Here is a 15,191-nt window from a genome sequence, read left to right on the forward strand (position 1 = left end):
CTCTCAATATGAATTGCACTTTCTTATTATTCATACTATTATAAAAATAATGGTGTAACATTAAAAAAGGAGGTATTATATGCAATTTACAAATACGAAATTTAATGGAGCCGTCGTTGAATTAACTCTTTTAACTGAAATCATGGAAAACAACCACTTCGTACTTGCCGGACAGTGGGATTATGAGCGAGTTACATACGATTATAAATTTGAAATATTAAAGGATGTTTATTATTTACGAGTGCAAGGAGTTGCTGTTGAAGGTGACATTGGCAGTAGACACGCTGAAGTAAAACTACTTCCCCCCTTATTAGGAAAACATTATTATCCTCACGGCGTTGAATATGGTGATGATGAGACTTTCCCAACGAATGTACTTCAAAAAAGCGAACAACTCCTACAAAATGTCGAAAAAGAGTTAAAAGAATTTCAAATTATTGATTAACAAAAACAAGCGCATCAATATGATGCGCTTGTTTTATTTCCCTTCCCTAAGAATGAATCGTTTTTTTTACTGGATATCCATAAATAGATCCATCTTTTACTTTAATCTCATCTTCCCAAGGAACCTTATATTTACCTTCAGCTAAATCTTTTACAAACGTATATGGATTTTCTTTCACCCCACCAGGAGTTGCTACATATCCTCTTGAACCTAGATTATATATATTATTTTCCAATCCCCATCCTAATCTAGCCTGATCTGCTAGTTCTGGATATACTTCAGCAGTAACAATCTCCCAAGGATTTCGATGTCCCTGTACTAAAGTAGTCCCATCAAAATTACATACTTGTCCTTCACCAAAGTAATAAAATACGCCATCATAACCCGCTAAGTTTACCGACAATGTATACATTAAATTCTGCCATGCATTTGAACGATTGGTTAGCATCCATTGTTCACTAACTTGTGTACTATATCCAGAAATACGAATTAAGACATTTGCACCTTTATAGGCCGCTTCACGAGCTACTTCAGGGAACATGCCATCATGACAAATACAAACAGCTAATTTACTTCCTCCAGGTCCATCACAAACAGGTAAGCCTAAATCTCCAGCTTTCCAAGGCTCGACTGGCACCCAAGGATTTAGCTTACGATACTTCAAAATCATTTCACCTTGTGGATCAATAATAACTGCTGTATTATATGGCTCTCCACCATCAGGATTTTTCTCCATTATTGAAAAAACACCATATACTTTAGATTCTTTACATGCCTCAGCAAATAAGTCTGTTTCTGGCCCAGGCACTGTGCATAAAAATTCTTCTGTAGTCCATTTTTTTGTATTGAGCCCTTGTGTACTATATTCAGGAAATACTATCAATTCTAAACCAGGGTAACCTGATTTGGTCGAATGAATTGTTTTTATGATTTGTTGAATTTGTTTATCAATGTCTGCACGCGATTCTACTACTGGTACTGGATATTGAATTAGTGCTGTCAAAAAACCACTAATCGGCTTTACCATACTTCCACTACTACCCATTTAAACTCCCCCTTAAAATAGTTCGTGTTTATTAAGGATAACAATATATATTTGTAACTCTCTAAAAAACTTGCACTACATATGGAATTATTACGCATGAAAGCTAGTAGTAAATTTTATCTCCACTTTTAGTACACGCCTACACTAACTTAACATAAAAAGTTAGAAAATTCAATCTTTTTAAGGTAGCTAAAAAGAAAAAGCGCATGGAATCCCATACACTTTTTTACTTAATCTGTAAATACGGCGGCAATTGTTGCAACTGCTCCTTATCCTTTTCACGTTCTCTACGTGCCCATCTAAAGAATACATAGCCTATAATTGTACCGTACACTATTTCCTGGACAATTTTCATTATGATACCACCAGTTTGCTGATCTTGTACGACTGGCATCCAGTGCAAAAATTCTGGTCCCGTTATATTTAAATCTGATAAAGTGCCCGCTGGTACACATAGTTCCATCGCTTTCATCCAAGCAGCCGGATCCGTATACGTTGCAAATAACGGGGCTGTCGCAAAAATGATTAACGCACATGCAGGCGTTAATAATATGCCGTTAGCAAACATATAACCAAGTTTCTTTATATCACTTAACGTTTGATATTCTGGTAATGGATTTAACATCGGCCACCACATCATGATTGCTGTAAAAAACAATATAGCGAGACAAATAGGATGAGCTATTTGACTTTGTTTTACCGTATCAAAAACAACTGGTAAATGATAAAAAGAAAACAGGCCGTTAAATACAAATAACGCAATAAGCGGTTTAGCAAATGCCTTTAATATAATTTGAACAAACTTAAAAGAAGTAATGTAACGATATAACCAAATTGGTATACCAAGCAACAGTAACGGTGGAACTGCAATATACATGACTGCCATTTCAAACATATGAGCACTAAATATAATATGGCCAATTAAATCAATAGGCCCTCCCTTTACAAAATACAAAAGAACAATACCAGTCGTAAAATAAAAAATTTGCTTCTTACTTACCTTCGTCGCATTTTCAAATCGCATTCTATATGGCCCAATAATTAAGAAGTACCCAATAAGAATCGAAAGCATAAATAATAAAAAGATTGGACTCCATAAAGCCTGAAAACCAAATATCCACAAGTTACTCATTTTCACACCTACCTTCGTAAGGTTATCTCATAATATGAAGAGGGAGCTGTGACAACACAAGCTCCCTTATTTTTCACTTTTCAAATCCACACGATTGTCATAAAAGCTAAAATTGTAATTAACCCTATTAGCAGACCAGAGTAAAGAAAGAAACTTGCTGCTTCATGTCCTTTATGACTCATATGCATAAAATAATACAATTGAAAAATTACTTGTACCACTGCTAATAGTAAAATAAACGGTACAGAGAAAATCGGACTAAAAGTTTTTGGATACGCCACCGCTACAAATGCAACTAATGTTAAAAAAATCATTAATGCAAACGTAATAACTTGATGCCTCATTTCCTCCGCACTTTTTCTCTTCCGATAAACAAGATCAACTTTAGGATTATTCGTTTGCTTTATCGCCATTGTTTATCCCACCATTCCCATTAAATATACTACAGTGAAAATAAACACCCAAACTACGTCAATAAAGTGCCAATAAATCGATGCAACATAAAACTTCGGTGCATTGTATAAATTTAGACCTCTCTTCGCATTTCTAAAGATTAATGTTAAAATCCAACATAACCCAAACAATACGTGGAGTCCATGTGTACCAACAAGAGCATAAAACGCAGAGCCAAAGGCACTACTTCTCATAGTATGCTTAAATTCATGTGTATAATGATAAAACTCATATATCTCAAATCCTAAAAACCCTAAACCTAGCAATACTGTTACTAGTAACCAAAGCTGCATTTTCTTAAAGTTAAAGTTTTTCATGTGATACATCGCATATACACTCGTTAAGCTACTCGTTAATAAAAGCATCGTCATAATGAAAACGAGTGGCATTTGGAACATCTCTTGAGATGTTGGTCCACCATTTGTAGAATTCTTTAACGCTAAATATGTTCCGAATAAGGAAGCGAACAACACTGTTTCGCCTCCAAGAAATAACCAAAAACCGACAAACTTATTTTTCCCTTCAAGGGTTGCTTTTTCAGGCTCTGCTGGAAATGTTTCATTCGTTAATTTTTCATCTACATGCATTATGCCTTGCCCCCCTTATCCTCTAAATCTTCTTTATGAATATGATACCCATGATCATCAATTACTGAACGTAGGAACATTGTGCCAAATGTAATGATTAAACCAATAATTGCTACTAATAACCAGAACTTATCTTTTCCGCCCTGCATATACATCGCACCAAATGCCGCTATAAACAATCCGAAAGAAATGACAAATGGTGAAAACGAAGGATTTGGCATATGAATATCACCAACTGGTTCCGCTGCTGTCATTTCTTTATTACCTTCACGTTTTTCAATCCAAAACGGATCTAATCCGCGAACAAATGGTAATTGTTTAAAGTTATATTCTGGTGTCGGTGCTGGCATTGTCCATTCTAATGTACGTGCATCCCACGGATCACGACCAGCTTTTTCTTTTGATACTGTCGTTTTAATTACATTGAATAGAAGAACAATCGTTCCAAGAGCCATAAACACCGCTCCGATGGAACTAATCATATTCCCCATTTCCAACCCTTGCCCTTCAAGATATGTGTAGTAACGGCGTGGCATACCAATCAAGCCAAGGAAATGCTGAATAAAGAAAGTTAAATGGAAGCCGATAAAGAATAGCCAAAACGTTATCTTTCCTAATGTTTCATTTAATACTTTATTAAACATCAGTGGCCAATAATAATGAGCTCCTGCAAGTAAACCAAATACAACACCGCCAACGATTACATAATGAAAATGCGCTACTACGAAATAGTTATCATGAAATTGATAATCAGCTGGTGCAGATGCTAGCATAACCCCTGTAACTCCACCCATTACGAATGATGGAATGAAAGCTACTGCCCACATCATTGGTGTCGTAAAACGAATACTTCCGCCCCACATTGTAAAGAGCCAGTTGAATATTTTGATACCAGTCGGAACCGCAATCGCCATTGTTGCAACTGAGAAAATAGCATTAGCAACTGGACCAAGTCCAACAGTAAACATATGGTGCGCCCATACCATAAATCCTAAAAATCCAATTAATACAGTCGCAAACACCATCGATGAATAACCAAACAATCGTTTTTTCGAAAATGTCGCGAAGATTTCTGAGAATATTCCGAAAGCTGGGAGTATAAGAATGTATACTTCTGGATGACCGAAAATCCAGAATAAATGCTCCCATATAATTGTATTCCCGCCCAATGCCGGATTAAAGAAACTTGTTCCAAATAAACGATCTAACATTAAAAGTCCTAATCCTACAGTTAACGGCGGAAAAGCGAATAATATAAGCGAAGATGTTACAAATGTTGTCCATGTAAACATCGGCATACGCATATACGTCATTCCTGGAGCGCGCATATTAATAATGGTTACAAGGAAGTTAATTCCTCCAATTAGTGTACCAATACCTGAGATTTGCAAGCCGAGTACATAGAAATCAACACCATGACCTTTAGAGGCTAAAGCTAAAGATGCATAAGATGTCCATCCTGCATCAGGTGCTCCACCTAAAAACCAACTTAAATTTAAAAATACTCCACCAAAGAAAAATAACCAAAATCCGAGTGAATTCAAAAACGGGAACGCTACATCACGTGCACCAATTTGAAGTGGTACAGCGGCGTTCATAAATGCAAACACGAGTGGCATAGCTGCGAGGAAAATCATTGTTGTACCGTGCATCGTTAATACTTGATTATAAGCATCCCCAACAAGAAAAGCGTTGTTAGGAATCGCTAATTGAAGGCGAATAAATAGAGCTTCTATTCCGCCTATTACAAAAAACAATCCACCTGCAATTAAATAGAGAATGGCAATCTTTTTATGGTCTACTGTCGTTAAATAATCCCATATGACAGCACCCATCCCCTGTTTTTTTGCTACAGAACTCACGTTTTCAACCTCCCCTTCGCGAATAGTCCCTCTTTACTTTTCAACTTTTAACGTTTGTAAGTATGCATTTAATGCATCAATTTGATCATCCGTTAAGTTGCCATATTTGCCAGTCATTTTGTTTCCTGGCTTCATATTTTCAGGATCTTTCAGCCATTTTTTTAAGTTTTCTTCATTGTTTTCGGCAATACCGGCAACCATATCGCGATCCGCAAAGTTTGCTAAGTTTGGTGCGATACGAGCGGAAGGTGGTCTACTATCATTAGATCCAACTGCGTGACAACCAATACAGCTTTTATTAAATATTTCTTGGCCCTCTTGCGCCTTTGTTGAAGCTACTTCTTTCTTCCCATCAATCTTCTTCATATCAGCAAGCCATTTTTTGTACTCGCTTTCATCTAAAGCTTTCACTTTAAATTGCATTAAAGAATGTGATGGGCCGCAAAATTCTGTACAAAAACCATTATAAGTGCCCGATTTATCTGCCTTTAACCACATTTTGTTCACATTGTCTGTATTTGTATCCATTTTCCCTGCTAAAGATGGAACCCAAAATGAGTGTTTAATATCGGCACCCTTCAAATTTAAATACACTTTCTTACCTGTGGGGATGACCAAATCTTGCGAAGTTACTATCTTTTCTGATTTATAAGAAAATTCCCACCAATAAAGATTCGCTGTTACATCAACAACGATAGTATCTTTATCAATATTCTTTTTCTCCATCGCACTTACATCAGCAAGTTTGAATGTATATGTAACTGTTGGAACAGCTAAGATTAGTAAAAGAATAATCGGAATAACTGTCCATATAATTTCTAGCTTGTGATTCCCTTCAACTTGCTCTGGAATATAATCTTCCTGACCTTTCTTTTGTCGGAAACGCACAATTACATATAAGAAAATAATAGTAACTACTAGTACTACTCCTACCATGATTGCACTCGCCAGTAGAAGTAAATCATATTGCATTTTTGCTACTTCTCCTTGCGGAATTAAAGTAGATTGAAAGGCTTTACCGCATCCCCCTAACAGTAAAGCCAGCAGTGAAACGAACGAAAGCAGTCGCCACTGTTTCTTCATACAAACAACCCCCACTTTCCTTGTGAATTAGATTGTACTTTATAGTTAAGTAAAGTAAATCTCAACGTAAAGAAATCCAATTATGTCGTTGTCTTAGAAGAATGTAACTACAATCATTGATACAAATAAGATTGTTAAATAATTTAGGGAATAAACAAACATTTGCACGGACCATTTGATGTCATCTTTCTTACGGAAGCCATAAAATCCTAAAACGATCCATCCGATGTTAAGCAGTGTTGCAATTACCATAAATGTTATCCCTAGTCCACTCATATAAAATGGTAGTGGTAATAAACATACTGTCCAAATCATAATTTGGCGTTTCGTAATTTCAAATCCATGAACTACAGGAAGCATTGGAATTCCTGCATTTCGATATTCATCAACACGTTTCATTGCTAATGCAAGGAAATGTGGGATTTGCCAAATAAACATAATTAAAAATAACATCCAAGCAATTGGATGGCCTAAAGATGGATCGATTGCTGCCCATCCAATTAAAGGAGGAACTGCACCAGATATACTACCTACAACAGTATTTAGTGTATACTTTCTCTTTGTCCATAAACTATATAGAACAACATATGTGAAAGCACCAATAAATCCCATTAAGACTGCCATTGGTGTTGTTAATAATAAAAATACAAAACCAAGAAGTAATATGACTAGTCCAAATGTAAGTGCAAATCCTGGTTTATACTTTCCAGTAACCGTTGGACGGGTCTTTGTTCTTTCCATTAATGGATCGATGTCTCGATCAATGTAGTTGTTTAAACAACATACCCCTGCCATAACTAATCCAGAACCAACGATTGTAAAGAATAACTTATCCAGATTGTCCATTACACTTAATCCATTAAAGTGTAATGCCAACCAAAATCCTGTAAATACAGTAAGTGTATTTGAGTTTACAATCCCCATTTTAACGAGTGCTTTTAAATCTTGTAACCGAGTTGTTTCCGGTACACTTGTAACAGCGGACTCATCATGCAGCTCACTTGTTGCATGGTTCATCACTCTAACCCCCTCTTAAAACTTTCATCTTTCTTTTTGCGCATATTTCAAATGAAATAATTCGCTTCTATATAGCAATATTATTACAGTAGAAACATTGTTAACCCATTCTACTACTAATCTACGCTCATACTCCAATATATTAAATCATATTTCCCGAACATTTTGTGAAGAAAACATGAACTTTTTGTGTCGAATATAAAAAACTTCATTCTGACTTGTCCTTATCATAACATGATGTTACCTTCTATAATAAACTATTTTGTCCTATTTAACACGTATTCTCCCCATTTCTTTTCAAAATAGCCTATTTTTCACCCAAAATTTTCCTTAGGAACCCTGTTTTTACACCTGTTTTCTCCCCATTTCCTTCCTCCTCCATTTCTTTGCTATTTTATTATTTTTTATATATCATAGGAACTAGCGCGTTTTATTCTATACATAATGGAATGAAAATATTTCGCAATAACTTCATAGCAGAAAGATGGTGAAAGAGATTGCAACGCTTTATTAAATGGTTAGCAGTCATTACAAGCCTTGATTTATTAATAGTTTTATTAGGAGGCGCTTTAGTTACAAAAACAGGTTCTGGTCAAGGTTGTGGTAAATCATGGCCACTTTGTAACGGTGAATTTGTTCCATCTAATTTATCAATGGAAACTATTATTGAACTTAGCCACCGATTAACATCAGGATCAGCTGGAATTCTTGTCACTCTCCTTTGTATTTTGTCCTGGAAATATTATAAACATGTGCGTGAAACAAAAACGTTAGCAATTTTATCCTTCGTATTTTTAGTTGCACAAGCATTAATGGGAGCAGCAGCAGTTGTTTGGGGCCAAATGCCCGCTGTACTTGCTATCCACTTCGGTATTTCCTTAATTTCATTTGCTTCTGTCATTTTATTAACGTGTCTTATCTTTGAAATTGACCAAAAATTTGATGCACGTTCACTTATTATGGACAAAAAAATGAAATTTCATATTTATGGTGTAACAATTTACAGTTATATCGTCGTCTACACAGGCGCTTTAGTACGTCACGAACGAGCTAGCTTAGCCTGTCCAGACTTTCCTTTATGTAGCAAAAACAGACCTATGCCAACTCAACTACATGAATGGGTTCAAATGGGCCATAGAGTTGCAGCGATGTTAATTTTCGCTTGGATACTATACGCGATGATTCTCGCTATTCGCCATTACAAACAGCAACCTGTCGTATATTGGGGATGGATCATTTCATTTATCCTTGTTACACTTCAAGCTGTAGTAGGAGTTTTAGTTGTATTTACAAACGCTAGTTTAGCGATGGCATTGTTACATTCTCTATTTATTTCTTGCTTGTTTGCTGTACTATGCTATTTAGTTATGTTAGGAACAAGAAGTAAAGTGAATGCAAAAGAAGCTGCATCAACTTCTAAACAAACAAAATAATATAAAACTAAAATTCCTTGCCGAATTGGCAAGGGATTTTTTTTCAATAAAAAAAGAGCTGTATTTACACAGCCCTTTTTTTATTTTAGTGATCTAATTCAATAAGTAAATCACCCGTTTGAATTGCATCACCATCGTTAACATATACTTTCTTCACTTTACCATTGAACGGCGCTTGAACTGTCGTTTCCATTTTCATCGCTTCTGTAATTGCCATAGAATCGCCTTTTTTCACTTCGTCGCCTTCTTTTACAACTACTTTAATTACCGTTCCTGGCATCGTTGCACTAATATGATTTGGATTCTCACGGTTTCCTTTCACACGTTGTGCAACTGTTGCTTTTACACTCTCATCTTTCACGATAATTTCACGTGGTTGACCGTTGAATTCCAAGTAAAGAACACGGTTTCCATCCGGCTGAGGTTCTCCAATTGATACTAGTTTAACCATCAATGTTTTACCCTGTTCAATTTCTACATCAATTTCTTCACCTAGTCTCATACCATAGAAGAACGTCGGTGTATCAAGTACAGATACATTTCCATAAAGCTCAGCAACTTTTTCATAATCCATAAATACTTTTGGATATAAAGCATATGCCACTACATCAAAAATCGTTACTTCGCGTCCAAGTTTATGGAATAATTCTTCTTTTAACGCTTCGAAATCTACTGGCTCTAGTAATTCACCTGGTCTTACTGTTAATGGCTCTTTCCCTTTTAAAATAATCTTTTGTAATTCTTTCGGGAAACCACCGTACGGTTGACCTAAATCACCAGAGAACATTTCAACAACAGACCCTGGGAAGTCCATCGCATGTCCACGCTCTAAAACATCTTGTTCTGTCAGATGGTTCTGAACCATAAATAATGCCATATCACCAACAACTTTTGATGATGGCGTTACTTTTACAATATCTCCAAACATGTCATTCACACGGCGGTACATTACTTTCACTTCATCGAAGCGATCTCCTAAACCAACCGCCTTCGCTTGTTGCTGAAGATTACTATACTGCCCACCCGGCATTTCATGCATATATACCTCTGTATGCGGCGCATTCATACCACTTTCAAACGGTGCATAGTATTTGCGTACATCTTCCCAATAATGAGATAGTTTTTCTAAAGAATCTATATTAACATCTGGTTGTCTTTCGTTTCCACCTAATGCATAGTATAGCGTGTTCGCACTTGGTTGTGACGTTTGACCAGCCATAGAACTCACTGCTACATCGACGATATCAACACCCGCTTCAATTGCCTTCGTATACGTTAATATACCATTTCCACTCGTATCGTGCGTGTGCAGATGAATTGGAATCGACACTGTCTCTTTTAATGCAGAAACTAAATCATATGCTGCATTTGGTTTTAGTAAGCCCGCCATATCTTTAATACCTAAAATGTGAGCTCCTGATGCTTCTAACTCTTTTGCTAAATTTTTATAGTAATTTAAATCATATTTACTACGCAGTGGATCATGAATATCCCCTGTGTAGCACATTGTTGCTTCTGCAATTTTACCAGTGTCTCGTACAGCGTCAATTGCAACTCTCATGCCTTCCACCCAGTTTAAGCTATCAAAAATACGGAATACATCAATGCCTGCTTGAGCAGAACATTCCACAAATTTTTGAATTAAATTATCTGGATAGTTTTTGTATCCAACTGCGTTTGAAGAACGAAGTAACATTTGGAATAACACGTTCGGCATTTTTTCACGAAGATCTAGTAATCGTTCCCATGGATCTTCTTTTAAGAAACGATACGCAACGTCAAATGTTGCACCGCCCCACATTTCCGCTGAGAATAGGTTCGGTAACATTCTCGCTGTTGGCTCCGCAATTTGATGTAAATCTTTTGTACGAATACGAGTTGCAAGTAATGACTGGTGTGCATCACGGAATGTTGTATCCGTTAAAAGTACACGCTTTTGATCCTGTACCCATTTTACTAATCCGTCCGCTCCACGCTCGTCCAAAATTTGTTTCGTTCCATTTTGGATTGGCTCTGAATGTTTTAAACATGGAATACGAGCATCTGGGAATATTGGTTTTTCTTTTTTACCTACCCCTGGGAAACCATTTACTGTTACTGTACCAATGTAATTTAACATTTTCGTTCCACGGTCTTTACGTTTCGGGAACAAGAACAATTCAGGTGACGCATCGATAAATGAAGTATCATATTCTCCTGATAAGAAGTTTTTATGTTTTACTACATTCTCTAGGAATGGAATATTTGTTTTAATACCACGAATACGGAATTCTTTTAAGTTACGTTCCATTTTTGCAGCAGCTTGCTCAAAAGTAAGTGCCCAAGTTGTAACTTTTACAAGTAAAGAATCGTAGTACGGTGTAATAACTGCACCTTGGAAGCTATTTCCTGTATCAAGACGTACACCAAAACCACCGCCTGATCGATACGCCATAATTTTTCCTGTATCCGGCATAAAATTATTTAGCGGATCTTCAGTTGTTACACGAGATTGAATTGCAAATCCATGTACAACTACTTCCTCTTGCTTCGGAACACCTACCATTTTGCTATGTAATGCATGTCCATCAGCTATTAAAATTTGTGATTGAACAATATCTACTCCCGTAATCATTTCTGTAATCGTATGTTCTACTTGAACACGTGGATTTACTTCAATAAAGTAAAACTCATCATCTTTTACAAGGAATTCTACTGTTCCTGCATTTAAATAATTTACATTTTTCGTTAACTTCACAGCAGCATCACAAATACGCTGACGCAGATCATCTGAAAGTGATACACTCGGTGCAATTTCTACAACTTTTTGATGACGACGTTGTACAGAACAGTCACGCTCGTATAAATGAACAACATTGCCTTCTTCATCTGCTAAAATTTGTACTTCTATATGTTTAGGTTTTTCAACGAATTTTTCGACGTAAACTTCATCATTACCAAAGGCTGCTTTCGCTTCTGATTTCGCTCGATTATATGATTCTCCTAATTCCTCACTAGTACGCACAATACGCATACCACGACCGCCACCCCCAAGGGATGCTTTAATAATAATCGGGTAATCATACTTTTCAGCAAATTTTTCGACTTCTTCTAATGAATTTACTGGACCATCACTACCAGGTATAACTGGAATTTGTGCTAGCTGCGCTTGTGTTCTTGCTTTCACTTTATCTCCAAACATATCTAAATGCTTACTTTTCGGACCGATAAAGATAATTCCTTCTTCTTCACAACGTTTAGCGAATTGAATATTTTCTGACAAGAAACCATATCCAGGGTGGATTGCATCTACATGATTACTTTTTGCAATCTCAATAATGCCTTCAATATCTAGATAAGCATCAATTGGTTTTTTTCCTTCCCCAACTAAATAGGACTCATCGGCTTTATAGCGATGATAAGAACCACTATCCTCTTTAGAATAGATTGCAACTGTTTTTAATCCAAGTTCCGAACAAGCTCGAAACACACGAATTGCAATCTCTCCACGGTTAGCTACCAATACTTTTTGAATACGTTGCAGCTTTGTCATGATTTTCCCCCTCTACTTTCCTACCACTCTAGAGATAAAATATATACACACCTTAAAAAGCGTGAAGTTCTTCACTTTCCACATTATATTATACTTAGAAAGCTTCACTTTATTTTTATCCATCATACCTTATTTTTTAACAAATGATAAGTTTTCTGTGCAATTTGTTTCACAAAAATAGTATAGCATACCTCTTCCTTTTCTAACAACTTAATTGTATATCACATTAAACTAAATGTGATATATCGTTTAACCGAAAGATATATTAATACATCACATTTAAAACTACTTAAAAATAAAAACACATCATGCTCTAAAGCACAATGTGTTTTTATTTTACAACTACAAGATGTGGTCCATTTTGTTCTTTTTCTTTCATTAATCCATTCTGTTGTTTCTCTTGTCGTTTCACGTGACTAGCAATATTGAGTAGTATCCCCATCGCAAGTAGATTAGCTATTAAGGAACTTCCACCATAACTAATAAATGGTAAAGGCACTCCCGTAAGCGGTATTAATCCAGACATACCACCAACATTAACAAAAGTTTGTACTCCTATTAAACTTGCAATTCCGATTGCAATTAAACTTCCAAAAGGATCGTTACATTTTTGAGCAATCCTGAATGAACGAATAATAATAAGTAGCAAGCAAATTAAAATAATAGCTACACCAATAAAACCTAATTCTTCAGATATAATAGCCATAATAAAATCTGTTTGCGGTTCTGGTAAATACCCATATTTTTGCACACTATTTCCTAATCCTCGACCATTTAGCCCTCCTGAAGCAATTCCAATAAAAGAATTTACTAATTGGAATCCATCATTCTGAGGATCATTGAATGGATCAAGAAAAACTGAAAAACGTGCCTTTTGATATCCACTTAATTTATAATTAGCCAAAAAATATAGAGCTGGAATCCATACTATAGAAGTTAAAACAATTCGTTTAATCCATAAATTAATCCTTACTCCTGAACAAAGAAACATAATCCCTACTGTTCCTGCAATTAACAAATCGGTACCTAAATCATTTTGCTTTAAAATTAAAAACATTGCCATTCCAACAAATCCAAGTGTAAGTCCCGACCCTTTAAAAACAGGTGTATTTGTTTCTTGTCTCCTTGCAAAAAAGCGAGCTAATATAATAATAATCGATAGTTTAACAAATTCAGCGGGCTGTATACCTAATATCCAACCTTTTGCACCATTTATTTCCTTACCAAAAATCAAGGCTGCTGCTAGTAAAGCAATACTCCCTAGCCCCATCGCGGATAAAATTATTCGTTTCCTCCAAAACTTATAAGGTAACGAAGCTACAATTACTAACAATACCGTTCCAATAGCTAAAGTTATTAATTGTTTTTTAAAAAAGTAATTTGCCGGCCAGTTATGCCTCGAAATCGCAACAATGGAACTAGAACTATATACCATTATTACTCCCAGCACACATAAGATAACAAGAGGAAGTAATAATGAATAATCCATTGATTTCCATACTTTTTTCATTTCATTTCCTCTTTCTGTTTCAATTTAATTATTGTTGTATTCCATATGTACATTGATTCTTCCTGCTTTATTATACAAATAAAAAGCTCAAACTAATTTAGTTTGAGCCCCCTTATTTGAACCCGTTATTGTTGTTTGTTTGTAAATGCTTCATGAAGTGCAGATAACTCACGTTCGAGCTCACCTAACATTGCTTTCCCTTGTTCTTCTGCAATAAGACCAAGGCGAACTGCAAAATCGACCTCGCGGGATAGTCCAAACATTTGTGTGTCTAACACTTCTTCATATAATGGACATTGCGGCATTGTAAGATGGTCCATTTGCACCTTAATAAGTCTTAAAATCTTCTCTGCATCCGCTTGTAGAAGGGCTAGTGCCTTTTCCTGATGATTTGCTACTGTCTCAGACGCCAAATTGATTCCCTCCGTTTCCGTCCTACTCTCCTCTATCCTATCTATTAATATTAGCGATAGTTTTAATAAATTGCAATAGAAACATTTTTTGTGACAACAGTGTCTAATACTATTATACTGAAAAGTGGGAGTATAACACAAATGGGGGAACAACAATGAGCGAAATTTTATTTATTAACGGAAAAGTACGTTTTCCAATCACTATTGATCCAACTGTTTGGATCTTTGATGATCGAAAAGTAGATTTGACAACTTACTTTGATGAAACTAGAGAAAACACGTCTGAACTAGAAACTTATTTAAAAAACACTTCAGAACATTGGGATCGCGAAATCCGTGATGGTGCCGCTTTTCCTCCAATACAACAAAGTGTGAAGAAATATAAAAAAGAACAGCTGATTACTGGAACATTTGGTATACCATTTCATCCATTCCTTGCTAACGCTGAAATTTTAGAGGACGCTACGCAAGTTGAAATTGAAACGGTAGATCATACAATGACACTTCCATTAGAAACTGTCAAAAATGCTATACTAGGCTTTTCAAAAGAAGGAAAACCATTAAAAGAAGACGGGCCTGTTCATCTCTATTTCAATGATGGATCTAATCAACAAAATCCAATCCGTAACATCCGTAAATTTACAATTATTTAAAGAAAAGGAGTGAGCTTAAGCTCACT

General features: G+C 35.9%; 13 protein-coding genes. 3 read left to right on the plus strand and 10 right to left on the minus strand.

Features of this window, described 5'->3' with window-relative positions; genetic code table 11:
• Positions 1 to 79: 79 nt before the first annotated feature.
• Positions 80 to 445: a YugN family protein gene (locus tag GBN91_RS00820; protein WP_001160947.1), complete on the plus strand. Its 366-nt coding sequence runs from the start codon at positions 80 to 82 to the stop codon at positions 443 to 445.
• A 46-nt stretch (positions 446 to 491) separates the two neighbouring features.
• Here the strand turns inward: GBN91_RS00820 and GBN91_RS00825 are convergent, their stop codons facing one another.
• The 7 genes from GBN91_RS00825 to ctaB all read right to left on the minus strand — a co-directional run bounded on the left by GBN91_RS00825 (position 492) and on the right by ctaB (position 7,624).
• Complete coding sequence (locus tag GBN91_RS00825) at positions 492 to 1,490, minus strand: formamidase (protein ID WP_000535802.1); 999 nt, start codon at positions 1,488 to 1,490, stop codon at positions 492 to 494.
• Between the two features lie 226 nt (positions 1,491 to 1,716).
• A complete protein-coding gene (gene ctaG, locus GBN91_RS00830; RefSeq protein ID WP_000069022.1) occupies positions 1,717 to 2,622 on the minus strand; it encodes a cytochrome c oxidase assembly factor CtaG in 906 nt (301 codons plus the stop codon).
• An 80-nt stretch (positions 2,623 to 2,702) separates the two neighbouring features.
• Complete coding sequence (gene ctaF / locus GBN91_RS00835; protein WP_000985706.1) at positions 2,703 to 3,035, minus strand: cytochrome c oxidase subunit IVB; 333 nt, start codon at positions 3,033 to 3,035, stop codon at positions 2,703 to 2,705.
• A 3-nt stretch (positions 3,036 to 3,038) separates the two neighbouring features.
• Positions 3,039 to 3,662, minus strand: coding sequence for a cytochrome c oxidase subunit III (ctaE, locus tag GBN91_RS00840; protein ID WP_000557861.1), 624 nt, complete (start codon positions 3,660 to 3,662; stop codon positions 3,039 to 3,041).
• Positions 3,662 to 5,497 (minus strand): cytochrome c oxidase subunit I, encoded by a 1,836-nt coding sequence (gene ctaD / locus GBN91_RS00845; protein WP_153578907.1) that lies wholly within the window; start codon positions 5,495 to 5,497, stop codon positions 3,662 to 3,664. The genes ctaE and ctaD overlap by 1 nt, the downstream gene beginning before the upstream one ends.
• A gap of 60 nt (positions 5,498 to 5,557) precedes the next feature.
• Complete coding sequence (gene coxB / locus GBN91_RS00850) at positions 5,558 to 6,607, minus strand: cytochrome c oxidase subunit II (protein WP_000745268.1); 1,050 nt, start codon at positions 6,605 to 6,607, stop codon at positions 5,558 to 5,560.
• A gap of 93 nt (positions 6,608 to 6,700) precedes the next feature.
• Positions 6,701 to 7,624, minus strand: coding sequence for a protoheme IX farnesyltransferase (gene ctaB, locus GBN91_RS00855; RefSeq protein ID WP_001015058.1), 924 nt, complete (start codon positions 7,622 to 7,624; stop codon positions 6,701 to 6,703).
• A 497-nt stretch (positions 7,625 to 8,121) separates the two neighbouring features.
• Between ctaB and ctaA the strand changes: the two genes are divergently transcribed.
• Positions 8,122 to 9,057, plus strand: coding sequence for a heme A synthase (ctaA, locus tag GBN91_RS00860; protein ID WP_001188742.1), 936 nt, complete (start codon positions 8,122 to 8,124; stop codon positions 9,055 to 9,057).
• 85 nt (positions 9,058 to 9,142) lie between these two features.
• Here the strand turns inward: ctaA and pyc are convergent, their stop codons facing one another.
• From pyc to GBN91_RS00880, 3 genes are all read right to left on the minus strand, one after another.
• Positions 9,143 to 12,589 (minus strand): pyruvate carboxylase, encoded by a 3,447-nt coding sequence (pyc, locus tag GBN91_RS00865; protein WP_000164085.1) that lies wholly within the window; start codon positions 12,587 to 12,589, stop codon positions 9,143 to 9,145.
• Positions 12,590 to 12,920: 331 nt separating this feature from the next.
• Positions 12,921 to 14,099: an FtsW/RodA/SpoVE family cell cycle protein gene (locus GBN91_RS00875; RefSeq protein WP_000758411.1), complete on the minus strand. Its 1,179-nt coding sequence runs from the start codon at positions 14,097 to 14,099 to the stop codon at positions 12,921 to 12,923.
• Between the two features lie 125 nt (positions 14,100 to 14,224).
• Positions 14,225 to 14,512 carry an Fpa/YlaN family protein gene (locus GBN91_RS00880; RefSeq protein WP_000135694.1) on the minus strand — a complete coding sequence of 96 codons (288 nt, stop codon included), beginning with the start codon at positions 14,510 to 14,512 and terminating at the stop codon, positions 14,225 to 14,227.
• 155 nt (positions 14,513 to 14,667) lie between these two features.
• On the opposite strand from GBN91_RS00880, the gene GBN91_RS00885 reads away from it, so the two are divergent.
• Positions 14,668 to 15,165: a molybdopterin-binding protein gene (locus GBN91_RS00885; protein WP_001289809.1), complete on the plus strand. Its 498-nt coding sequence runs from the start codon at positions 14,668 to 14,670 to the stop codon at positions 15,163 to 15,165.
• Positions 15,166 to 15,191: the final 26 nt, after the last annotated feature.

The organism is Bacillus sp. B1-WWTP-T-0.5-Post-4 (assembly GCF_009183795.1).
GTDB classification, from domain to species: domain Bacteria; phylum Bacillota; class Bacilli; order Bacillales; family Bacillaceae_G; genus Bacillus_A; species Bacillus_A cereus.